Genomic DNA, 22,950 nt, shown 5'->3' on the forward strand with positions numbered 1-22,950 from the left:
CCAGCTCGTCGAGTTCGATAAAGGTCCCTTCATCAAGAAGCTGCGCGATACGATCGCGCGCTGTCCCCTTCCCCTTCGATCGCTGCTTCTCTATGGCCTTCGCTCCACCGCCCTGCTGGGCCTCGGCGCGCTTGCGATCCAGTTCTGCACAAAGTTCTTCGATACTCCGATTCGTCATAACTCTAGTTGCCCCCTCTAACGTTCTGAGAGCTCAAGCAAAATTCCCCCTGTAGCTTTGGGGTGGACAAAGGCAATTTTCGCTCCGCCAGCACCATATCTTGGCTTTTCATCAATCAAGCGAACGCCCTTTTCCTTTAACTCTGCGAGTGCTTCTTCAAGATTTTCAACACGCAATGCAAGATGATGGATTCCTTCTCCCTTTTTCTCAATAAACTTAGCAACAGGACTATCCTCAGCAGTCGGCTCAAGGAGCTCAATTTCAGTATCCTTTACCGGAAGAAAAGCTGTCTTAACTTTCTGTTCTTCAACTTCTTCCACACCTGCGCATGTAATTCCCAACGCGGTTTCCCATACTTTCAACGCTTCTTCAATATTTTTTACAGCGACACCTATGTGGTCAACAACAGTTACCTTCATGAAACAGTCCTCCTTTTATCTATTCTTTTTTCCATCATGTCCTGAAATATCAGCGCTACTAATCTTAACAAAGAAAAATAGATTTGCCACGTCCTGTAATCCTTATTTATAATGTACAATTATAATTTAAGGGAAATAAAAAGAAGGGGGGGAAACTCCTTGAATCTTGTTACTTGTAAACTTTGTGGAAAAGTATTTTCTTCGTCGCGAGGAAAGATTTGTCCCGAATGTCTTGATGAAGTTGATAACCTTTATCGACGAGTAAGGGAGTTTTTGCGAGATAATGCCTCTCGGAATTATGATGTAGAAAGTTTATCAGAAGCGACAGGCATTGATATTCGTTATATTCAGGCTCTTATCGATTTAAAATATATCGACAGGGATGTTCAGTCTAATTTCAAAGACGAGGAACAAGAAAAAAAGGATCGATTGCTGAAGGAATTTCAAAAAAACCTTGATAAAGGTAATCGCAGACATGAGTCTGCTGAAAAAACACGCACATATGGACAAGAACGTTATGGAAGTAAGGGAAGAACTAAAAAGTAAGTAATCATAAAAACATAAAGAAACAGAAAGAGGGGCCTTTGCCCCTCTTTCTTAGAAAACCTCTAAACCAGGGCGATAAATAAGTACTGAACAGTGAGCATAACGTGCCACATTTGCAGCGGTACTACCAACGACTAGTCGTTCTATTGTGCTTTGCCCTCGGTAACCGATGACAATAAGGTTGTAATCTCCAGTTTTAGCGTAATCAATAATGACATCAGAGGGACTGCCCTCTTTAACAACCATATCGAAATCTACGTTAGCAAGTTCCGGCATGCGCTCTTTAGCTTTTCTAAAGTAATATTCTAGTTTTTTACGAGCTATCTCAGATATCTCCATGTCGATTTCTGGTGGCAGCCAGGGTTCATATCCTTTCCACAGGGTGGGATGAGGCATAACATGGATAAAGGTTGCATGAACTCCCAAACGCAGGGCTAAAGAACACCCGTAAGCGAAAACTTCTTCTGATACCTTACTTAAATCGACAGCTACAAGAATTTTTTTCGGCATGGTTCTTCCCCCCTTTAAGATCTATAGTAACACTATTATAAAGGATAGGCTGAGACTATTTTCAATACTCTAAAAATTTTTTATGGAGGAAGGAATGGATACATTATTTTTGGTCTTTATGTTTCTTTTTTTCTTCTTTATGGGAATATATATAGAAAAGTTAGCTTTTCGCATGACCCAAGAAACTTTTCTTCCTGAAACATCTACTCTAAGAAAAGTATTTTCAAAACCTTTTGTTGCAGGATTCATATTCGCTCTTCCTTGCTCTTTTTTCTTTCTGCGGGAAGGGGTTTCTTTCTCTTTTCTTATTACATTACTTCTTTCAATGGGACTCTTTCTCTCTGCTCTCACAGATTTATATAGTGGCTTTATCTTTGATATCGTACCAATTCTGATGGGAGGGATATGTTTATTCATTCGCGCTATTGCAGGATTATCTCCTTTTATAGATGGCATAACAGGTGCTATTGCAGGCATGATAATCATGTTGCTTATTCGTTTACTCAGCAAGGGAGGCTTAGGTAGCGGAGATATTAAGCTCATGGGGGGAATGGGTGCTGGCTTAGGTCTCCACCTCTCTTTATATAGCATATATATTGGCATTCTTACAGGAGGACTCGTTGCCGCCTTGCTGCTACTTCTACGTCGGGCTCACAAAAAACAACCTATACCTTTTGCCCCTTTTCTTGCCTTTGGAGGAATAATTGCCATTGCCACCTTTTCATTTTTAGAGCGTTTCTTCAGCATCTCGCTCCCCTGGCCATGGAATTTATAAATTTACTCCATCAAACGAGCCTTTACGTGAGATACCATTTTCTTCAATGGCTGAATAGAGGCAAGTCCTCTCATTTTTCTAAAAGCATGATCCGCACCTGGTATAACAATAAACTCTTTATCTGATGTACTAACGGCATCAAAGAGACGGCGGCAAGCATCCATGCTAAATGTCTGATCGTTTTCCCCGTAAAAACTAACAAACCACCCGGACCTAATGGAATGAGCGGACTTGTAAAGAAGAGTGTTATCACCAATAGTGTCAAGAATGGGTAACTTTAAAGCCAACGATTCATCCCTATCATCAAGGCTATCGCCGCTGCCAGAGACAATAATACCTGCCGGTGCAACATCAAGGGAAGGCGCACAAAGACCACCATTTACTAATTTTTCACGGTAACTTCCACCTGCCATCAAAATAGAATGAATTCCTCCCAGAGAAAAACCCCATAAATATATTTCATCATTCATGTGACGTTTCTCTATCTCCTCAAGGGCAGCGCTCACATCGAATAGATCCATAGCATACGTTTTTCCTTTAAATGCAGTACGGGCCCAACACTCTCTGTCGTCTCCGAAGAAGCTCCGATCGCGCCGAATCCGACTAGTCTCTGTGAGATATACCGTAAAGCCCAACGGCAGAAGCATCTCTGCGAGTACAGCATATTTATTTCCCTCCTCAAGAGAAGCGCAACCATGAACTCCATGGAAAAGGACTATGATTTTTTTGGTATCTTCATTTTGAGAAAGGCGATTTATAATGACGTGTCGATCCCCGAAAATTCCTGGTATAGTGAATGTTTCTTTTTTCATTAATACTCCTCCCCTAATCAGGAGATAAAACCTTTACTCTCCTTGAGGATGACTCATCCTCTTTTAGTATTTTAAAAGCCCCGACATCCATTCTCATTTTTAAGGCTACTTTTTTTACACTCTCTGAAGATTCAAAGACTTCGTCTCCAAGAGATTTTAGTACTGATGCTTCTTGCGTCACAGAATGTATATTCTCTGAAATAATTCCAGCTTTTTCTGCTATAAGATGAATACGACTCGCTATCTCTTCGGAGCTAGCAGCTTCTTCCTGAGCTATTGAAGCGACATCTTGAGTTGATTCATTTATTTTTTCCAAGGTCTGAAGAATCTGCTCAATCTCTTTTTCTGTCTCTTCAGCAGACTGGGCCGCTTCTAGCGATGAGGTTACGTTACTTTTTACAGTGTTTACAACTTCTGTTAAATCTGTGCTGATCTGTTGAGCTAGCATATCGATACGACCAGCTTCCTGCCGGCTTTCTTCAGCGAGTTTCCGAACCTCTTCAGCAACTACAGCAAACCCCTTGCCGTGTTCTCCAGCCCTGGCTGCTTCAATAGCTGCATTTAAAGCAAGTAAATTTGTCTGATCAGCTATATGAGAAATAGTAGCAACAAAAGACTGTATCTGGTTGGCACTCTCAGAAAGAGCTTCTACTTTTTGAGCAAACATTTTCTCATGATTTGCTACAGTATGAACTGTTCCTGTCGTCTCTCGTAATCGGCTACGGCCAGAACTCCCCGAACGGTGAGCCATATTCACCAATTCTGCCGTTTCAGCACTTCTCAAAGCAGAACGCTGAGCAACTTCAGAAATTTCAGAAACCGTCTGATTAATCTCTTCAACTCCTTGCGCCAATTTTTCCATATTTTCTGTAGCATTTTTCATCTTAGCACTAATTGATACTGTTTTTCCCCTTGATACTTCGGTAAGAGATTTCATAGAATCTGAAGATTCAGTTAGAGTTCCCGCCACGCCATCTACTGTTACCATAGCCTCGTTAAGTTTTATAAGAAAATAGTTAAGAGATCGACTCACATCTCCAATCTCATCTTTTGCCCATGTAAAGGTTCTAAAAGTCAGATCTAAATCATCTGCCAACTCCCGTAGCCCCTCAGCTGTGGCTGTCGTAGCAGACGTAATTGAATAAGAAATAAAATAACTTATAATTCCACCTACACATAAAAAGGCTGCAAGCATCCCTAAAAGGAGCTGGCCTTGAACTTTATTAAAGATCGAAAGAAGAGAAAGACCACCTAAGGATATAAAAAGGAAAAGAATAAGTACTGCCAATCTACACTTGATGGATACCTGACGCAACATCTTCATTATAGTTTCGAACACACTCGTCACCCCCATCGGCGATTAAATGCATAGTATTTTAATTATAGTACTCTTTCCTTACGATTTGACAAAGAAGTCTAAAGGGGTCAAAATAGCGTTGACAAATACAGAGTACTGGGGGAGTCGGCGTATACCGGCTGAGAGGAGACGGATGGTCTCGACCCCTGGAACCTGATCCGGGTCATGCCGGCGAAGGGAAGTCCAGCGTAATATTTTCAACACTACCTCACCTTCCTCCGGCTAGGCCTATCAAGGAGGAATTTCTAATGCGTAATAAAACTAAGATTCTTGTTGAAGGGGCTCTTGTTGTAGCCATGACCGTGGCCTTTTCATACATTAAGCTATGGAGAATGCCTCAGGGAGGCTCTGTTACCCTTGAAAATATTCCCTTGCTTATTTTTGCACTCCGACACGGCTTGAAATATGGGTTCGGTGCTGGTACTGTCGCTGGAATTATACAGCTTCTTCTCGGTGGATATGTTGTCCACCCCGTTCAGGCTCTTCTCGACTATCCTCTTGCCTTTGGCGTTCTTGGGTTAGCTGCATTGATACGCAAACCTCTCTGGGCCGGTCTCACTTTAGGAACACTTGCTCGTCTTGTATGCCATATACTCTCTGGCGTCGTTTTCTTTGCAAGTTATGCTCCCGAAGGAACAAATGTATGGCTATACTCTACAGTCTACAATGCCAGTTATATGATACCCAATCTTGCCCTTGGTATTATCATCACCTACCTCGTTTGGGGAAGACTCAATAAAATCGGGCAATAATAGCATATGCTCAGTCTCGATCACATAGGGAAAAGCTATAACGGCCAACCCATTATCAATCATTTCAATTTAAATATGAAGCGAGGTTCCTTCACTGTATTAATCGGCCCGTCAGGATGTGGAAAAACCACGTTGTTTGACCTTCTGACTGGAACGATAGACAGAGACGAGGGAGTTATTACATGGTTAGGAGAAAGTCTGCCACATCTTGGAAAAGCTGCTGCTTATATGCAACAGAAAGACTTACTTTTACCTTGGCTCACTCTTAATGAAAATGCGTTGCTCCCTCGTGCTTTTGCTAAGCAAAATAGTTGTGACATTCAAAAAAAGGTAAAGGAACTTTTTAAGCGTTTTGGTTTGGAAAATTTTGATTCATATTTTCCTCGTGCTGTTTCAGGAGGCATGAGACAACGCTGCGCTTTGATTCGCACCCTTATGTTTGAGCGGGAAATAGTGTTATTAGATGAACCTCTTTCAGCCCTTGATGCAATCACGAGAAAGAGTTTGCAGACATTGTTGCTTACTCTTCAAAACGATTTTCATAAAACCGTTCTTATGATTACACATGACATAGACGAGGCTCTCTTTCTCGCTGATACAATTATTGTTCTCACTCAACCTCCAATGAATATACGAGAGACTATTACTCTATCGTCAAAAAAACCACGAGATCTTAATTCAGGAAAATATATTGCCCTCAAGAAAAAAATACTCTTGGAGTTGGAAGAGGAAATGAAATCATGAAATTTATGAAGAGATCGGCACTATCTCTAGGCTTCTTAACATTCTTAATTCTTATCTGGGAACTGGTCTGTCGATATGGAGATATTCCACCATTTATTTTGCCAGCTCCCTCCAGAGTTTTATATGTCGCGATTCAACAAGCACCTCTTCTTACCTATCACGCTATTATGACAGGTGCTGAGATTCTGCTGGGTATTATTTTCTCCGTAGCCATAGCTATTCCCCTTGCCATAATGATGTTCGTATTTCCATCTGTGGAACAAGCTTTTTCGCCAATTCTCGTCGCATCACAAGCCATTCCTGTTTTTGCGTTGGCACCTCTTCTCGTCGTTTGGTTCGGATATGGCATATGGAGCAAAGTCTTTATGGCAGCTCTCATTATCTTTTTCCCCATCGTCGTCAATCTTCTCGAAGGTTTGAAAAGCTGCGATGAAGACTACAGAAAGCTCTTTACCCTTATGGGGGCTCCCTTTCTAAAAACCTTTCAATATCTCTATTGGCCGTGGGCCCTGCCCTATTTCTTAGCGGGGTTAAAAGTTGGAGTTTCGGTAGCAACAATAGGAGCTGTGATCGGAGAGTGGGTAGGCGCGCAGCGTGGACTTGGCTATCTCATGATTCAATCAAATGCCAGACTTCGAGTAGACCTCGTTTTTGCTTCAATTTTATGGCTGACAGTAATAGGAGTTTCTCTCTGGATAATTGTGGGTGCTATCGAGAAAAAAGCACTTGCATGGAAGAAATAAAATCTTTTTTGAGAAGGTGATTTTTAATATGAAAAAAGTACGTGCCTTACTGTGTGCATTGATAATGTTGCTTACGCTGCTCTCTGGGACTGTTTTTGCACAAGAAAAACTGACTGTTATGCTTGATTGGTTCCCTAACATCGATCATTTACCCCTTTATGTTGCTCAAGAAAAGGGCATTTTTGATCAATTTAATCTCGATGTATCTATAGTGAGTCCTTCAGAAACTTCAGACCCACTCAAATTGGCTGCTGCATCTCACATTGATATTGCAATTGGCTATGAGCCCCAAATCATTATTGCAGCCTCATCAAACATTGGAATCAAAGCTGTTGGACGCCTCGTAGGACATCCATTAACGACACTACTTTTTATCGGGGGGAAAGATATTGAGACTCCTTCTGATCTGGAAGGAAAGAAAATTGGCTATACCGTGCCCGGAATGATGGATCATCTCACTGATGGTTTCGCGAAAGAAAATGGTCTGAAAAATTATGAACTGATCAATGTAGGTTTTACTATTATTCCTTCTCTCACCAGTGGAAAAGTTGACGCTATTATGGGGCCTTACAAGAACTATGAAGTTGTGGAGCTTGAACAGCACGGCTATACTCCCGGATATTTTGAACTCGAAAAACATGGAATACCAGACTATGACGAGCTTGTTTTCGTTACAGGAAATAAAACGCTACAAGAAAAGGAAGATTCGATAAGAAGATTCAAGGAAGCTGTTCAAGAAGCAATAAACGTGACGCGACAAAACCCAGAAGAGGCTCTGGAAGCCTATCTCAAGGCTGTTCCTGAAGCTTCGAGGGAGTTGGAAACAGCAGCGTTTGGGAAGACAATCGACCTCTATGCTGAAGAACAGACTTTCAGCGTCGAGAAATGGCAAAAATTTGCAGATTTTGCCCTTTCTATAGGAATGGTATCAAAGGAGGTACAAATTAATGGCATTCTCTGGAACGGAAAATAACACAGCAGTAGCTTCATCACGACTACATATAAAGAAGCTTACTTTTGCAGGATTACTTGCGGCAGCGGGGGTTCTTCTTTCAGGTATATATATTCCCTTTGGTCCAACAAAGTGCTTTCCCTTTCAGCATACAATCAACGTTTTTGCTGGAATTCTTTTGGGGCCATGGTGGGCGGCTTCTATAGCTTTCGTAACGAGTTTTATTCGAAACATGATGGGAACTGGAAGCCTCTTTGCTTTTCCTGGAAGTATTCCTGGGGCTCTTATGGTGGGTTTTGCATATCGCTTCTTCAAAAAGAATTGGGCAGCCTTGGTAGAACCTCTCGGAACCGGACCCATCGGAGCTACAATATCAGCTCTCGTTATCGGGCCTGCTATAGGGAAGACACCTGCTCTTGGAGCCCTTCAGATAGCATTTTTAGCAAGTAGTATTCCAGGAGCTCTTCTCGGTTTTGCCCTTGTCGTTATGACAAAAAAAATGGGCCTTTTCAAAGATCTTATTTAAGACGCGTTTCCTTAGTACCCCTAAAGAAAGAGCCGGCAATTTTTCTGCCGGCTCTTTTTCAAATTCGAAATTACATAATGCTCAAAAAATGGCGTGCCGCTTCTTCAATATCTTCAGAACTGACTATTGCAGAAATAACCGCAACACCATCAACACCAGCTGCCATTACATCTTTAACATTTTTTTCCGTTATGCCGCCAATACCAACAGCAGGAATAGAAACAGCCTTTATGATTTCTCCTATTCGGGATACTCCAACCACATCGGCATCGCCTTTGCTTCCTGTCGGAAAAGCCGCACCAATTCCTATGTACGACGCTCCATTATGCAGTGCTTCCTGAGCTTCTTTCACTGTATGAGCAGAAACACCGACAATAAAGTCTTCAGGTAAAAAAGAACGAACGGATTCCAAAGGCAGGTCATTTTGACCAAGATGTACTCCATCAGCTTCTGCTGCTAAGGCAATATCTAAGCGATCATTAATAATTAAAGGAGCTCCATACTTGTGACAAATCTTTTTCATCGCAACAGCGATTTCAAAGAGTTCACGCCCATTTGACTGTTTATCACGTAACTGTATCAAAGTAGCGCCCCCTTTCAAAGCAGCTTCTGTCTGTTCCAAAAGAGTTCTTGGCGCCCCTATTTTCAAATCTGGAATAACATATAATCTCAAAAAATCTCTAACATTCATCTTTCTTCCACCTCTTTGCAAACAAAACGTTCGTCATATTCTGAGAAAGCACCTGGCGAAAGATGATATATTTCATCGATGAAAGCATTTTGAAAAGAAGCTGGACCTTCTACATTCCCTCTTTGAGATGCTCTTTCAGACGCTAGCGTAGCAGCAACAAGAGCCGTTGTCGCAGCAAGCTCGAAATCAGCTGTTACTGCCGCACAAGCAGCAATCAATGTTCCAACGACACATCCGCTGGCCGTTACTTGGGGAAAGAGACTATTCCCTCCTGGAAGCGAGAGAAGAAAAGGTGACGATTTTGTGACCACCATATCGTCTTCTCCTGTCGCAACAGCAACCACATCATAGCTGGAAGCTATATGCAAAAGAGCCCTTTCAATATTATCGCTGCCAAGAGAGTCAACACCGAGAACAGCCCCCTTTTCCTCACCTAGAAGGCTCATTTCTCCACGATTACCCTTTACTACAGAGACGACGTTGCTCTCAAGTATTTCTTTAACTATAGAAATACGAAAGGGAGACGCTCCATATCCAACAGGATCAAGAACAAGTGGTTTCCCCCTCTTTTTTATAACCGGCAAGACAGCACGCATAGAGTCGCAACTTTCAGTAGTTGGCGTTCCCGTGTTGATAAGGATGCTATCAGCTTGATCGGCAAAAAGAGGTGCCTCTTCCGTCTTTAAAGACATTAAAGGAGAAGCCCCAGCAGCCAAACACACATTCGCCTGAAAGTTTGCCGCAACCATATTTGTTATATGGTACACGAGGGGACGATGTTGCCTAACACTTTCCCAAACTTCAGAGAGATAAATGCCTTTATAATTTGCTCTCTTCTGCCTCATAGCCTCTTATCCACTCTGGTGTTACAGCGTGCCCCAAGGGGCCCCATCCATGGCCTGGTTTAAAGCTGTGGAGCAATGCCAAACGCAAGTATTGACGTCCAAGCGACACTGCTTCCAACAATTCTCTTCCGGCAGAAAGTTCAGCAGCTATAGCAGCGCTTAAAGTACACCCTGTTCCATGGGTATTTTGAGTATCAATGCGAGGATCCTCAAAAACAGTTGTTTTTCCCTCGCAATACAAGACATCAACAACTGTATCCTTCGATTTCTCAACGTCCATATGCCCACCCTTAACCAAAACAGCCTTCGGGCCCAAGCCGGAAATCAATCGAGCAGCTCTCTCCATATCTTCTGTAGTATGAACTTCTATTCCGCTCAGCTTCTCTGCCTCTGGCATATTAGGCGTCACGATTAAAGCAAGAGGCAAAAGCTGTTCTTTTAAAGCCTGAATTGCCGGATCAGAAATAAGGCTGACCCCACTTTGGGAGATCATAACAGGATCAACAACAAGATTTGATACCTGATAATTACGAAGAGCTTCACATACAACAGCGATAGTTTCGGGTCGGCTCAGCATGCCTGTTTTGGCTGCGCCAATTCTAAAATCGGACAAAACGGCATCTAGTTGAGCTGCGACAGTGCTGGGAGGAACGTCATGAACTTCTTTTACTGTTAGGCTGTTTTGTGCCGTTATTGCAGTAATCACAGACATTCCAAAAACACGAAGGGCGGCAAAAGTTTTAATATCTGCCTGAATTCCAGCGCCACCACCCGAATCACTTCCTGCGATAGTCAATGCATTTCCCCGATATAGTGCCAAAGAATGTGCACCTCCTCAAAAAATAAGGAGGAGCGTCCGTATTTCGGCGAACTCCTCCTGAATAAAGACTCCCTGCGCCGGCATTATCCGGATCTGGTTATAAGGGTCGAAAGTCTACCGACTTTCCTCTCAGCTTAGTGCTCCCCTGTAATATTTTTATTTACATTTGATTCTTATGTCGATCTAAATACTTTCCTTCAGTGGGTCTTCGTCCTCTTTCAATAAAAGCCACTTTCCCCAATCAAAGTGGAGCAACCCACTTACTACATAGATAGAAATGGCAGCGAGAGGCGCCGATGTATGTAAAACGGCAATGAGTCCCATAGCAACCATTCCCAAGAAAAGGAATTTCTTCTTATTCGTGTTGCCCTTACGAAGTCCCTTTAAATTGCCATATGGAACACTTGAAATCATAAGGATGCCAGTCCCAACTGCCAGAAAAGCAGCAAAAGCAGAAGGAATTGCAAGGCCAGCTATAACGAAAGAAGCCAGAAAAAGCCCCCCGGCAGGAATGGGCAATCCCTGAAAAGGTCCAGGGACATGAACGACATTGAATCGCGCCAAACGCAAAGCTCCACACAGAGCAAAGAAACAGGCAGTAAGCGCACCAGTGACTCCCGCAAACCCATTCAGATAATTGGTATACATGAGCATGGCAGGAGCAACACCAAAGCTCACCACGTCAGCAATACTATCGTATTCCAAGCCAAATTGTGTTCCGCCACCCAAACTCCGGGCAACTTTGCCATCCATAAAATCAAAAAAGACTGCAAAAAAGATAAGCCATGCTGCCGGAATAAAGCGCCCATGAAAAGAAAGAATGAGCGACAGCATGCCACACAGCAAGTTTCCACTTGTTACCATATTGGGCGCAATTTCTCTAAAAGAAAGATGCCGCTTTTTATTCATTTTCCTCATTACTCGCCGTCACTCCCAACACAGATTTTCCCGCCTTTACTTTCTGCCCCACAGTTACTGTGGACTTTACACTCAAAGGCAGATAGACGTCAACCTTAGAGCCTAATTTTATCATTCCAAAACGTTGTCCGCGTAAGATTTTTTCGCCCCGCTTCAGTCGACAAACAATTCTTCGCGCCAAGAAGCCAGCAATCTGTACAAGAAGAACTGGGCCATGATCTGTTCTCAATCCGACATACATGCGTTCATTCTCTTCAGATGCCTTAGGATTAAAAGCCATCCATTTTTTACCTGGAACATACTCTAGGAACTCTACTGTTCCTTCATAAGGGGCTCGATTGACATGCACATTAAAAGGAGACATAAAAATTCCAACTTTTAACGCCCGCCCAGTGTAGGGATGTTCCACTTCTTCTATTTCGACAACCTTACCATCTGCAGGAGAAACCCACATTTCGACATCTTCTGGAAGGTCTCTTTCAGGATCTCTAAAGAACCAAACAACAAGGGCAAAAAAGACACCCATAACAACGGCCATCCAGGGGGAGAGCAAAAAGCTCCCCCCTGTTAAAAATCCTGTAAAGATAATGAGAGGCCAACCATCACGAGCAATCATTACTCGTCTTCGCCCTCTTTTGTATTTACAACACTAGCATTAGCTAGAATATCGCCTTCATCCAGTCTCATGATAATACTCCCCATAGCAGTTCTTCCCAAAACAGGCGTGTCTGAAACTGCGAGCCGAATAATTCGACCTCTGCTGGTAATGGCCATGATCTCGTCATCTTCTGCAACGCTCCAGCAACCTACTATCATTCCTGTTTTCTCGCTTAGATTCATTACGATAACACCGCTACCACCACGATGCCGAAGAGCAAACTCTTCGTAGCGCGTTCGTTTTCCAACCCCTTTTTCGCTTAAAAGCAAAGGCCATCGGCCTTCGGCAACTACATCACACCCAATAACGTAGTCTCCCTGCCCTAAACGCATAGCCCGAACGCCTCTGGCCATGCGCCCCATAGGTCGGAATTCGGATTCATGAACACGAAGGGCCTGTCCCTGAGCCGTTACTATGAGCAAGTGATCGTCTCCCGACGTCAAGACGATTTCTGCGATTTCATCGCCTTCGTCAAGTCCTAAAACTCTCCGTCCAGCTCGTGTCAGATTTTTAAGTTCGGAAAGATCAAGTCTCTTAGCCGTTCCATTTTTCGTAATGAAGAAGGCATATTCTGCCCCCTCTACAGCACGGCCATGCATGGTCACCACTCGTTCCTCTCCTTCCAAGGCAACAAAGCGGTTAATTAACTTACCACGTCCGTTTTTCGATTCTGGAACCATATGACCTTTCAAGGCAAAGACACGACCCAACGAGGTAAAGAGATAGATATCTCTGTGAGTACTTGTCACAGCAACCAGAGCTATCTCGTCTTCTTCTTGCAAAGAAGCTCCCTTTCTTCCTTTACCCCCTCTTCCCTGGAGAGAGTACTCTTCAAGATCTTTACGTTTCAGATATCCATCTCTTGAAAGCACAACAACAATATCACTTTCAGGGATAAGGTCTTCTAAAGAGACATCTTCCACAGCATCTATAATGTCTGTTTTTCGCTCATTTCCGAAACGTTTTTTCATATCAAGTAACTCATCTTTAATGACTGTATCAAGAACCTTCGCGTTCCCCAGAATCGTCTGGAAGCGTTCTATATCTGATAAAAGCTGGGCTAACTCAGCCTCAAGTTTTTCTCGCTCCAGTCCAGTAAGTCTCTGCAAGCGCATGTCAAGAATAGCTTGAGCCTGAAGTTCTGAAAATTCTAGTTTCTCCACAAGCCCCTTCTTGGCTTCATCAGTGGTACTTGATCCTCGAATAAGAGCGATAACCGCATCAATAATATCGAGTGCTTTTACGAGACCTTCAACAATATGCGCCCTGGCCTGGGCTTTTTCCAGACGAAACTGTGTTCGTCTACGAACAACACTTCGCCTATGGTCAAGGAAAATAGAAAGCATTTCTTCTATAGAGAGTTCTCTAGGATGACCGTCCACCAAAGCTAAATTAATAGCGCCGAAAGTGCTCTGAAGTTGTGTTCGACGATAAAGCTGCCGCAAGACCAAATTAGGATCTGTATCACGATTGACTTCAAGAACAATTCGAAGGCCGTCACGGTCAGATTCATCACGAATGTCCATAACGCCATCAATCGTTTTGTCCTGAACATTCTTGGCAATTGTTTCAATAAGATTCGTCTTATTGACCATGTAGGGAATTTCTGTGATTACTACAGAGGTTTTACCTCTTTTTCCCTCTTCTACGTGGGTCTTGCCACGCATTGTAATTTTGCCCCGTCCCGTACGATAGGCATCTATGATTCCATCTCTGCCGATTATGACGCCGCCGGTAGGGAAGTCAGGACCAGGTAACCTTGCTAATATCTCTCCTATATCAATATGCTCTGGATCAACATCAATAATGTAACAAAGAGCATCAATAACTTCTCCCAAATTATGGGGAGGAATGTTGGTAGCCATTCCTACAGCAATACCCGAACTTCCGTTTATAAGAAGGTTGGGTAGCATTGCCGGAAGGCAAAGGGGTTCCTCGAGTGATTCGTCGAAATTAGGTCCCCAATCCACCGTATTTTCATTTATATCAGCAAGCATAAGCTCTCCAATTTCATACAACCGAGCTTCTGTATAACGCATTGCTGCCGCAGGATCTCCGTCAATAGATCCAAAGTTACCTTGTCCATCGACAAGGGGATAACGCATGCTGAAATTTTGGGCCATTCGAACCATAGTATCGTAGATTGCCGAGTCACCATGTGGGTGATATTTACCCATCGTTTCTCCGACGACACGAGCAGATTTCTTATACGCCGTATTATGACGAAGTCCCAACTCCGTCATGGCATAGAGGATTCTTCTCTGTACCGGTTTCAGCCCATCTCGGGCATCTGGGAGAGCCCGCCCTACAATGACGCTCATCGCATAATCAAGATAGCTATGCTTTATCTCCTCCACCAAGGGTAAAGGGAGGACTTTTCCAAATAGGGGCTCGCCTTTTTTCTCTTCCATATAGATTCTACCTCCACAATAAATTCCTAAAAAACAATCGAAAGAATAGCAAACTATAGTATTTTAACACGTTCGAGGCAAGCTTACTAAAAAAGGGAGAAGGCCTAAAAGCTCTCTCCCCCGCCATATCTCTTCTTAACTATTTACATTATTCACCATTTTTCACGGTGCACTCGCTCTTTATTTACACCTTCATGGGGAGCTTTATGTTCTGCCGGATACCCTAATGCAGCTATTCCAATAACTTTGACACCATCAGGAACTGCTAAAATAGGAGTTACGAGCTCTTCCCGGGGATGTCGATCCATAACTTTAAGCCATACACCTTCAAGGCCAAATGCCCTGGCTGCTAACAATATATTTTCGAGTGCGGCCGCTCCATCTTCAATCCAGGCCAAATCTTCCTCTGGACACGACAACGTATCGGCACAGACAGCAATAGCAAGAGGTGATTCATGTAACATTTTCCCCGAATCATGAGCTTCTGCGAGTTTGTCAAGAACTTCTCTCTGTTGTACAACAATGAAATGGCACGGCCTTCTATTATGAGCACTTGGAGCTGCAAAAGCTGATTCGAGAAGAATATCTACAATATCTTGATCTACCGTATCTTGAGTAAATTTTCGAATACTTCTACGCCCAAGTATTATTTGTATTGTCGTATTATCTCTTTTATTCACTGATATACACCCCTTCACCAGCCATTTACATGCAACGTTCCTTCTTCGATTCCCTTATGCGGATCCTTTTTCTCCTTTCCATACCCTAAAGCTGCAATTCCTAATACAGCGATATGGGCTGGTATGGAAAGAATTTTTCGAATAGCTTCTTCGCAACCTTCCGCATGCCGAACGCCAAGCCAAACACCATCCAAACCAATTGCATGAGCTGCAACAAGAATATTCTGCATGGCAGCAGAGCAATCTTCTTCCCAATAACGTCGGGCAAAATCATTTTTTTCTGGATTTCCACACACAATAATGGCAAGAGGTGCTTCAAAAAGCATTTTGCCATAGGGATGATCCTCCGCCAGACGATTAAGAATAGGCCTATCCGTAGCAACAACAAAATGACATGGACGGCTGTTAGCTGCGCTGGGAGCCGCCGACCCACATTCAATAAGAAGCTCTATTTTTTCTTTCTCTACAGGCTTCTCTTCAAAACGCCGAATGCTTCTTCTACCTAATATTGCACGAATTGCTTCATGATCTCTGATTCCCATTGCTTTCACCGCCTTTTTTCTCTCTTTGTGCATAGCCCCTTTTCCTCAATCCTGGCCATATTTCAGGAATAGTTGCTTCTGGAAAATCTTCAAGTTTTTTACCTGCTGCTCCACGCAGAAAATTATCAACCCACCAATAGACATCCCGTTCTCGTATGGATTTGCACATTCTTTTCATTCTATTCCTTTTTTCCGTTTCATTCATTGTAACAGAGTAATATATAGCATCGGCAGTACTCTCTACATCATAGGGGTTAACGAGAAGAGCTCCGTTACGAAGCTGGGAAGCCGCTCCCGCGAACTCGCTTAGAATCAAAGCTCCTTTGTAATGAGGCTGACAAGCACAATATTCTTTACAAACGAGATTCATTCCGTCTTTAAGAGAAGTAACCAACGCTACATCTGCTGCCCTGTACATCGCTGCCAATTCCTCCTGATTCACTGTTCCGTAACGATAGAGAACAGGGATCCAAGCCGTTGTAGAAAATCGTCCGTTTATTTGACTGATAAGCTTTTGAGTCTCGTCACGAAGCACACAATATTCCACAACTCCTTCACGACTCGGAATCACCAATTGGAATAGAGTCACTTTCCCCTGGAGTTCTGGATATTTTTCGAGAGCCCGAGCAAAAGCTCTCAATTTCTCAGGTAAACCTTTTGTGTAATCAAGCCTATCAACTCCAAGCATGAGGCAATCGCCTGAAATTTCTTTACGTATCTCTTGAGCACGCAGCGCAGCCTTTTTTGTCGAAGCCAAAGAGCGAAATTTTTTATAATCGATGCTGATTGGAAGACTACCTACTCGAATTCTGTTATTCCCAATCGCTAGTTCGACAATAGCCCCACGCCCTATGACATGAGCTGAAGGGGAAAAAGATTTTACACATTCAATAAAGTTTCGCCTGTCACGAAGAGTTTGGAAACAGAGGAAAGAATAACGTTGAAGCTCTTTTATCAGCATTTTACGCCATGGAAGTTTCATAAAGATATCAGGGGAAGGAAAGGGAATATGCAGGAAAAAAGCTGTTGGGCGTTGCACACCTAATCGCTCAAGCCTGCCTGCAAGCAGCATTAATTGATAATCGTTAACCCATATAAGGTCTTCTTCCAATGAGTGTTTTGCTACGATAGAGGCAAACTTATGGTTGACACTGACGTAGGCGTTCCAATATTCGGCCTTAAAACGGCAGTGAGCCTCCAAATCATGAAAAAGAGGCCAAATTATGGAATTGGAAAAACCGTAGTAATAATCATCAATATCGCTCTTCTCAAGTAAAACGGGAACTATTCTGAATCCAGTCTCTTCCGAAATGGGGCCCAAAACATTTCGTAAAGCTTTTAAACTTATTCTCTCTTTTGTTCCCGGCCACCCTATCCACATTCCGCCGCGATCTCGCAATACAGGGGTAAGAGCCGTTACAAGCCCGCCAGAACCTGGTTCCACGAACCATGAATCTTCTCTCTTCTGCAAAATTATAGGCAAACGATTGGAAACGACAACCATACGGTGGCTATCAGCATTAGTCGTGGTTCATCTCCCCTCTCTTCTCTTGCAGACATCTCTTCCAACATCTGAAAAAAGATAAGACCTCGCATGGAGGAACAAGCCTTACATCAGCTAATGTTTGTCGATCTTCATCTGAGACAAGAATTCCCATACATCTTTTCTGCAAAACCGCAAAGGCATCTTCATCAGTAGCATCATCACCTAAATAAGCACAAATAGAATCTGGATATGCACTTAGTATTGTCTTGACAGCCTTCCCCTTATCAAATCCTGGTGCTAGAATTTCTACTCCTCCGTTAAAAGAAAGAATTTTTAAACCATACTCGACCTGTAACTTACTCCAATACTCCATAATTTTTTTGAGTTTATCTTGATAAAGCGCAATATTCCTGCCTCTCCAATGAAGTGCCAAAGAGACATATTTTCTCTCGATCCATGTCTGAAGAGACTCTTCCATAGCCTTTTGCCAAGCTTTTTCAAGCCCCGCTTCGTATAATGGAGCAAGATTTATTCTATGAATAATGCCATCTACTGTCATACGTTCTGCACCATGATATCCCCAAATCTCAATGCCTGTTTCCAATTGTGAAAGCTCTTTAACTTCTGCGATAGACCTTCCTGATATCAAGACAACGATTCCTGAAATTGCTATAACAGTGCGTAACTCTTCAATCACTCCAGGCCAGGGGAAAGCCTTATCTCGTTCTGATGTAAAGGGAGCAAGAGTTCCATCATAATCACATAATAAAAGAGGCGGCTGTTTGCTCTTCATCATTTCTTGCCAAAAAATTGAGGGGACTTCACGCATTGTCATGATGTCATACACATTTCAAAGTCATTTGAACTATCTTGAGAAAGACAGAGCATTAGAGCAAGAAGGGCACGAAGATGAGTTGTAATTAAAAAATTCTCTTGTACATATTCGTGAGCATTTTGCCCCATCCGTTTGCATCGTCTTCCATGTGCAAGAAGATAGCGCAATCGAAGGGCAGCACCTTCTGCAGATTGCACACGAAAACCGTTGTAACGATTTATAATTTGGAGACGAATTCCACCAACATCTCCGCCAATAACTGGTTTATATTTCCACATTCCTTCAGCAACAGTAAGTCCAAACCCCTCTCTGATCGATTTTTGAATAATCACATCTGCGGCAGCCTGTAGTGCATTAATAACTCTGTGGGCATCAGAAGGAAGCTCTATTACATGAATATCCGAATCATCAGAGGCAACATTTCTAACCTGTTCAAGAACAGCCCCTGCTTCTGGATCATCTGTCGCGCCTCCTCCCGCTAAAACAAGTTGCATGTCGGCATGTTGTTTTGCCATTTGATACCCTTTAATTACCCCAAGAGGATCCTTAAAGAGGTCGAATCGTGAAATTTGAACTATAAGAGGACGTGCTCTGTTTATTCCAAAACGTTGGCAAACATCATCTACCTCCCGTTCAGAAAGAATAATATTTTTTTCGCTGAGGGGATCAATACTTGGAGGGATAAGATACTGGGAGTGCGGTAAATGCTGGGAAAAATCAGCAAGAGAGAAAACGGAGGCGTCATAAGAAGATACAATGTGACGAAGCATTTTCCAAACGTTCCTATTGGGAGAACTTGCATCTATATGACAACGCCAAATCCATTTTCCCCTCCGTTTAGGACACAAAGAAAGAAGAGGCGCAGGCTGCGGATCATGAATAAAAACAAAATCTGCATCTTCCAAACGATCTCGCATTTTCTCCGCGTTTTCTCTATTTGTCTCAATATATATTTCACGATATGACTCTGGAAAAGGAACTTCTAATCCCTGCAAGGCATTATGAATAGACTTTGTCGCAACAAAGAAAGATTCAGATCCTTCTATAACCTCCCAACGTGTTTCGATGCCTAATTCATTCAAAAGAGGAACCATACATCGTAAAATTTCTGCAACGCCACCTCCTTTTCGCGTCGAATTAACATGAACCACTTTTTTGCCCTGAAGGAAATTTGCAAAACGGTACAAACTACTTATAACCTGTTCTCCTGCGATAGACCCATATTGTTCCAAAAGCTCTGTCATAGCCTCTCTACCCCCTCTATGACAAGACTTTTCCCGAGAATTGCCACTATCTTTTCCCGAAGCTCCGTAAGAGAATACAAATACGGATCAAGAATGGACAATTTTTCTCTCGCCTCAGCAGTCGTTTCTCCAAAATGTTCAAGCCATCTAGAGAAATCATCTCTTCTATCTTCCCGAACGCGACGTTTCGCCTCTATAAAGTGGAAAAAAATACTTCCCCGGCTCGAAGAAGCTACTGCTTCAGCTAAATTCTCAGGGCTCTCTGCCACCAGAGAGGTCTCTACGATAATCAGTTGTGTCTGTGTAAAATGAAAAGCTCTATCGGCTTGCTTCCAGCTCATAAAATGTTCTGATGAAAGAGATTCGTCAAGAAGATCGATAAGGTCATCTCTAAGTTCCTCTAAATCTCCTTTGTAATCGGGGCTTAAAGCACTTAATTTTTCAGAAAGTGCCGTTTCATGAAGATATTCTCGTGTCCATGATGCAAAATCGTTAACATATTCAGATTCGGGAAATTGAGGGCTGAGGATTCTTCCCCAGAAATGGTAATGCAGGCAACTTATAGGAACTTCTTCTATCCCCTCACGAAGCTCTTGGAGATTTCTAGCCTGGATTCCCGTACTGATAGGAATAAGAGTACATTCTTTGAACTGAAAGTTTCCGTTTTGCACAAAAGCGACCATAGAATATCAGCCTCCTTTTTGAAAAAGACAAAGCTGAGTTTTCTGTATTTTTGGTGTAGTATAAATATGCAGTAAAATTGTAACACAGATAAAAAAAGGGAGGGGACAACGAAAATGACAGGAAGAGAAGTTGCCATTCTTGTAGAGGAAAATTTTAATGATCTTGAATTTTGGTATCCTTATTATCGTCTTATTGAGGAAGGATTCTTCCCAATAGTTGTAGCTCCTGTTGCACCCCGTCATTATATGGGGAAATACAATACTGCAGTAGACGCAACATACTCACCTCAAAGCCTTATGGAAAACTTGCCCTCGGCGGTTATCATTCCTGGAGGTTGGGCTCCTGACAAGTTGAGAATGTCTGTTGAGATTGTTTCATTAGTAGCAGAAATGCATCGAACTCGAAAGGTCATAGCCAGTATTTGCCATGGGGGCAGCGTTCTTGTCTCAGCTGGCATACTTCAAGGACATCAAGTAACATCTTTCCCCAGCATAAAAGATGACATGCAGTGTGCTGGAGCGATATGGGTAGATGAACCAGTGGTTATATCCGACAAATTAATAACGAGCAGAAAGCCATCGGATCTGCCTTTTTTTACAAAGGCAATACTCGAAGTGCTCGGGAAAAAGTAATATGCTCCATCGAAACAGAATTTATATCTATTCGCTATCTGCCTGGAAGACCCCGTAAACAAGTTTTTCCAGAGCACGTTCTATTCTGTTCCATCCAGCTTCAGAACGAATGTCTATGTCGAGGTATGTCTGAGTCGTCTGACTTCGCAGCATAAGATATGTTAGGCCTGCAGAGAGTAAAGCGACAATAGCCGATGTATCAACAGAAGAGTGACAATGAGATTTTTTCATTTGCTCAACAAGAGCAATGCCCTGTTTTTTTCTTGCAGGAGCAGTTTCTTCTGATAGTTCGTTTTGCGAAAGTAATTCTCCTTTTAGTATTTCTTGCGCAAGAACAGAATTTTGCAGTTTTCTAATGTACCCTTTTAACAGGAATAGGCTTGATTCTGCCATATTTTTTGTTTCTTCTCCACATTGTCTCGCTTCTTGTACTATCTCATCAAAAGAAGGCCAGGATGTTCCCTGAGCAACAAATGCTTTAAGTAATTGTGATAGACCGCCAAAGTATCGATAAATTAATGTTTTATCGACTCCAGCTTCTCGAGCAATACGATTAATTCCTAGCTCTTGGAAACCCTCTTGAGAAAGAATTCTTTCTACTGCTTGCAAAATTTTCTTTTTTGTAAGCTCCTTATTCCTGATGATCCTCACCCCTTTTCTCATAATTAATGTACCACAAAGTCACTTATTACGTGGATGACCTCAATATTAATAAGTTTAATTATTCTTTACAGATTTACTATACCTTGAAAAAAATTTCAATTATAGATATACTCAGTTTTGCATATGTTTTTAAGTTGCTTCGAAACTCTAGTCACGCTATTTAAGATCAACAGATGAGAATCTGTTCCTGAAATAGCTCAACGTAGAGTTTGTACAATTAAATAAGCTGCTTTATCTGTCGGCCTGATCGAAAAGCCCGATCAGCAAAGAAGATGAAAAACAGCAGGTGTACCCCTTGTATTGAAGGGAATATACCTGCTGTTTTTTTATTTTTAATCAGAAGGGGGATGAATTGACAAGACGAGACACGGCACAGGCATTACAATACTCATTTGTTTGAATTCAAAAGATCGGGGAGAAAAGGATGAAAATCGTTTCAATTCAAACAGGGAATATGTCACTCCCATTGAAAAAACCTTTTAAAACTGCAGTTCGCTCGGTAAATTCTATTAATGACGTGGTCGTAAAAATAGAAACAGATGCAGGTGTTGTCGGTTATGGAGAAGCTCCTCCTACCGGTAAAATCACCGGCGATACTACAGGTGCAATTCTTGGAGCTATCAATGATCATATTCGTCCGTCTCTTATCGGAAAAGACGCAGAAGACCTGGAAGGAAACCTTCAAGCCCTTCATGAATGTATTATCGGGAATACAAGTGCAAAAGCAGCTTTAGATATGGCTCTTTTTGATATTTGGGGCAAGAGCTTACACGCACCTCTCTATAGACTCTTCGGAGGAAACAAAAAAAGTATAGAGACTGATGTAACCATAAGTGTTAATGAAGCCGATGAAATGGCAAAAGATGCAATAAATGCTGTTAACGGAGGGTACAAAATCTTAAAGATCAAAGTAGGGAAAGAAACGGAAAAAGACTTTGACCGTATTCGAGCCATACGAGAGGCCATAGGATACGATGTCAAGATTCGCATTGATGCCAATCAAGGCTGGCAACCCTCAGAAGCTGTACGCATTTTAACAAGAATGGAAGATGCCGGGTTTGACATAGAACTTGTGGAACAACCGGTAAAAGCCCACGATTTAGGTGGCATGGCTTATGTTACAGCAAGCACCTATATTCCCGTTGTTGCAGATGAAAGCGCATGGAGTCCCGAAGACGCCTTAGAAATTCTGAAGCGCAAAGCGGCAGATATGATCAACATAAAATTAATGAAATGTGGCGGCCTTTCAAACGCCATAAAAATTATTGCTATCTCCGAAATATTTGGAGCAGAAGTCATGTTAGGAAGCATGTTAGAAGGTCAGATTAGCGCCAGTGCAGCTGTCCATCTCGCTCTCGCCAAAAGCAACATTACTCGTATCGATATAGATGGCCCCCTGCTTTGTTCTTCATTACTAGATGTTGGTGACGCCCGTTTCATAGGTCCTGAAATCGTTTTAGGAGAAGATGCCGGGCTGGGAATTACAAATGTACCCGGCACACAATGGAATTAAAAAAAGGAGGGCAT

Annotated in this window: 26 protein-coding genes and 2 riboswitches; of the genes, 9 read left to right on the forward strand and 17 right to left on the reverse strand. The window is 42.5% G+C overall.

Going from position 1 to position 22,950, the window contains the following annotated elements:
- Positions 1-195: 195 nt before the first annotated feature.
- On the reverse strand, positions 196-597 hold the full coding sequence (mce, locus tag VB083_RS07510) for a methylmalonyl-CoA epimerase (RefSeq protein ID WP_213689874.1): 402 nt from the start codon (positions 595-597) through the stop codon (positions 196-198).
- Between the two features lie 159 nt (positions 598-756).
- On the opposite strand from mce, the gene VB083_RS07515 reads away from it, so the two are divergent.
- Entirely contained in the window at positions 757-1,143 is a 387-nt protein-coding gene (locus VB083_RS07515; protein ID WP_213689875.1) for a hypothetical protein, read from the forward strand.
- Positions 1,144-1,194: 51 nt separating this feature from the next.
- On the opposite strand, the gene VB083_RS07520 is transcribed toward VB083_RS07515, so the two are convergent.
- Entirely contained in the window at positions 1,195-1,653 is a 459-nt protein-coding gene (locus VB083_RS07520; RefSeq protein WP_213689876.1) for a universal stress protein, read from the reverse strand.
- A gap of 94 nt (positions 1,654-1,747) precedes the next feature.
- On the opposite strand from VB083_RS07520, the gene VB083_RS07525 reads away from it, so the two are divergent.
- Positions 1,748-2,428 (forward strand): prepilin peptidase, encoded by a 681-nt coding sequence (locus VB083_RS07525; RefSeq protein ID WP_323401927.1) that lies wholly within the window; start codon positions 1,748-1,750, stop codon positions 2,426-2,428.
- A 2-nt stretch (positions 2,429-2,430) separates the two neighbouring features.
- Here the strand turns inward: VB083_RS07525 and VB083_RS07530 are convergent, their stop codons facing one another.
- Both VB083_RS07530 and VB083_RS07535 read right to left on the reverse strand, forming a co-directional pair.
- On the reverse strand, positions 2,431-3,240 hold the full coding sequence (locus tag VB083_RS07530) for an alpha/beta hydrolase (RefSeq protein ID WP_213689878.1): 810 nt from the start codon (positions 3,238-3,240) through the stop codon (positions 2,431-2,433).
- Between the two features lie 13 nt (positions 3,241-3,253).
- Positions 3,254-4,579, reverse strand: a complete 1,326-nt coding sequence (locus tag VB083_RS07535; protein ID WP_323401928.1) for a methyl-accepting chemotaxis protein — start codon at positions 4,577-4,579, stop codon at positions 3,254-3,256.
- Positions 4,580-4,685: 106 nt separating this feature from the next.
- Positions 4,686-4,794: riboswitch (TPP riboswitch) on the forward strand.
- A 51-nt stretch (positions 4,795-4,845) separates the two neighbouring features.
- On the opposite strand from VB083_RS07535, the gene thiT reads away from it, so the two are divergent.
- Genes thiT through thiW form a run of 5 tightly spaced genes read left to right on the forward strand, consistent with a single transcriptional unit; the run spans position 4,846 to position 8,314 of the window.
- Positions 4,846-5,349 carry an energy-coupled thiamine transporter ThiT gene (gene thiT, locus VB083_RS07540; RefSeq protein WP_213689880.1) on the forward strand — a complete coding sequence of 168 codons (504 nt, stop codon included), beginning with the start codon at positions 4,846-4,848 and terminating at the stop codon, positions 5,347-5,349.
- Between the two features lie 6 nt (positions 5,350-5,355).
- Positions 5,356-6,093 carry an ABC transporter ATP-binding protein gene (locus VB083_RS07545; protein ID WP_213689881.1) on the forward strand — a complete coding sequence of 246 codons (738 nt, stop codon included), beginning with the start codon at positions 5,356-5,358 and terminating at the stop codon, positions 6,091-6,093.
- A complete protein-coding gene (locus tag VB083_RS07550; protein WP_323401929.1) occupies positions 6,090-6,836 on the forward strand; it encodes an ABC transporter permease in 747 nt (248 codons plus the stop codon). The genes VB083_RS07545 and VB083_RS07550 overlap by 4 nt, the downstream gene beginning before the upstream one ends.
- A 28-nt stretch (positions 6,837-6,864) precedes the next feature.
- Positions 6,865-7,809, forward strand: a complete 945-nt coding sequence (locus VB083_RS07555) for an ABC transporter substrate-binding protein (RefSeq protein ID WP_213689883.1) — start codon at positions 6,865-6,867, stop codon at positions 7,807-7,809.
- Positions 7,784-8,314, forward strand: a complete 531-nt coding sequence (gene thiW, locus VB083_RS07560; RefSeq protein WP_213689884.1) for an energy coupling factor transporter S component ThiW — start codon at positions 7,784-7,786, stop codon at positions 8,312-8,314. Before VB083_RS07555 ends, thiW begins: the two co-directional genes overlap by 26 nt.
- A 70-nt stretch (positions 8,315-8,384) precedes the next feature.
- Here thiW and thiE read toward each other — a convergent pair whose 3' ends face one another.
- The 12 genes from thiE to VB083_RS07620 form a co-directional block, all read right to left on the reverse strand.
- Positions 8,385-9,005: a thiamine phosphate synthase gene (thiE, locus tag VB083_RS07565; RefSeq protein ID WP_213689885.1), complete on the reverse strand. Its 621-nt coding sequence runs from the start codon at positions 9,003-9,005 to the stop codon at positions 8,385-8,387.
- The gene (gene thiM / locus VB083_RS07570) at positions 9,002-9,850 is read right to left on the reverse strand and encodes a hydroxyethylthiazole kinase (protein ID WP_213689886.1); all 849 of its coding nucleotides are present in this window, start codon (positions 9,848-9,850) and stop codon (positions 9,002-9,004) included. Before thiM ends, thiE begins: the two co-directional genes overlap by 4 nt.
- Positions 9,825-10,670 carry a bifunctional hydroxymethylpyrimidine kinase/phosphomethylpyrimidine kinase gene (thiD, locus tag VB083_RS07575; RefSeq protein WP_213689887.1) on the reverse strand — a complete coding sequence of 282 codons (846 nt, stop codon included), beginning with the start codon at positions 10,668-10,670 and terminating at the stop codon, positions 9,825-9,827. Before thiD ends, thiM begins: the two co-directional genes overlap by 26 nt.
- 52 nt (positions 10,671-10,722) lie before the next feature.
- Positions 10,723-10,827, reverse strand: a riboswitch (TPP riboswitch).
- A 26-nt stretch (positions 10,828-10,853) separates the two neighbouring features.
- Positions 10,854-11,588: a CDP-diacylglycerol--serine O-phosphatidyltransferase gene (pssA, locus tag VB083_RS07580; RefSeq protein WP_213689888.1), complete on the reverse strand. Its 735-nt coding sequence runs from the start codon at positions 11,586-11,588 to the stop codon at positions 10,854-10,856.
- On the reverse strand, positions 11,572-12,204 hold the full coding sequence (locus VB083_RS07585; RefSeq protein WP_213689889.1) for a phosphatidylserine decarboxylase family protein: 633 nt from the start codon (positions 12,202-12,204) through the stop codon (positions 11,572-11,574). Before VB083_RS07585 ends, pssA begins: the two co-directional genes overlap by 17 nt.
- Positions 12,204-14,657: a DNA gyrase subunit A gene (gene gyrA, locus VB083_RS07590; RefSeq protein ID WP_213689890.1), complete on the reverse strand. Its 2,454-nt coding sequence runs from the start codon at positions 14,655-14,657 to the stop codon at positions 12,204-12,206. Before gyrA ends, VB083_RS07585 begins: the two co-directional genes overlap by 1 nt.
- A gap of 152 nt (positions 14,658-14,809) precedes the next feature.
- The gene (locus VB083_RS07595; RefSeq protein ID WP_213689891.1) at positions 14,810-15,337 is read right to left on the reverse strand and encodes a nitroreductase family protein; all 528 of its coding nucleotides are present in this window, start codon (positions 15,335-15,337) and stop codon (positions 14,810-14,812) included.
- 14 nt (positions 15,338-15,351) lie between these two features.
- Positions 15,352-15,879: a nitroreductase family protein gene (locus VB083_RS07600; RefSeq protein WP_213689892.1), complete on the reverse strand. Its 528-nt coding sequence runs from the start codon at positions 15,877-15,879 to the stop codon at positions 15,352-15,354.
- Positions 15,860-17,383, reverse strand: a complete 1,524-nt coding sequence (locus VB083_RS07605; protein ID WP_213695713.1) for an alpha,alpha-trehalose-phosphate synthase (UDP-forming) — start codon at positions 17,381-17,383, stop codon at positions 15,860-15,862. Before VB083_RS07605 ends, VB083_RS07600 begins: the two co-directional genes overlap by 20 nt.
- A gap of 16 nt (positions 17,384-17,399) precedes the next feature.
- The gene (gene otsB, locus VB083_RS07610) at positions 17,400-18,200 is read right to left on the reverse strand and encodes a trehalose-phosphatase (protein ID WP_213689894.1); all 801 of its coding nucleotides are present in this window, start codon (positions 18,198-18,200) and stop codon (positions 17,400-17,402) included.
- On the reverse strand, positions 18,197-19,444 hold the full coding sequence (locus VB083_RS07615; protein ID WP_213689895.1) for a glycosyltransferase: 1,248 nt from the start codon (positions 19,442-19,444) through the stop codon (positions 18,197-18,199). Before VB083_RS07615 ends, otsB begins: the two co-directional genes overlap by 4 nt.
- Positions 19,441-20,127 (reverse strand): DUF5752 family protein, encoded by a 687-nt coding sequence (locus VB083_RS07620; protein WP_213689896.1) that lies wholly within the window; start codon positions 20,125-20,127, stop codon positions 19,441-19,443. The genes VB083_RS07615 and VB083_RS07620 overlap by 4 nt, the downstream gene beginning before the upstream one ends.
- A gap of 114 nt (positions 20,128-20,241) precedes the next feature.
- On the opposite strand from VB083_RS07620, the gene VB083_RS07625 reads away from it, so the two are divergent.
- Positions 20,242-20,760, forward strand: a complete 519-nt coding sequence (locus VB083_RS07625) for a type 1 glutamine amidotransferase domain-containing protein (protein ID WP_323401930.1) — start codon at positions 20,242-20,244, stop codon at positions 20,758-20,760.
- A gap of 27 nt (positions 20,761-20,787) precedes the next feature.
- Here the strand turns inward: VB083_RS07625 and VB083_RS07630 are convergent, their stop codons facing one another.
- Positions 20,788-21,423: a TetR/AcrR family transcriptional regulator gene (locus VB083_RS07630; RefSeq protein ID WP_213689898.1), complete on the reverse strand. Its 636-nt coding sequence runs from the start codon at positions 21,421-21,423 to the stop codon at positions 20,788-20,790.
- Between the two features lie 424 nt (positions 21,424-21,847).
- On the opposite strand from VB083_RS07630, the gene VB083_RS07635 reads away from it, so the two are divergent.
- Positions 21,848-22,936 carry a dipeptide epimerase gene (locus VB083_RS07635; RefSeq protein WP_213689899.1) on the forward strand — a complete coding sequence of 363 codons (1,089 nt, stop codon included), beginning with the start codon at positions 21,848-21,850 and terminating at the stop codon, positions 22,934-22,936.
- Positions 22,937-22,950: the final 14 nt, after the last annotated feature.

Source organism: Aminobacterium sp. (assembly GCF_034926885.1).
Taxonomy (GTDB): domain Bacteria; phylum Synergistota; class Synergistia; order Synergistales; family Aminobacteriaceae; genus Aminobacterium.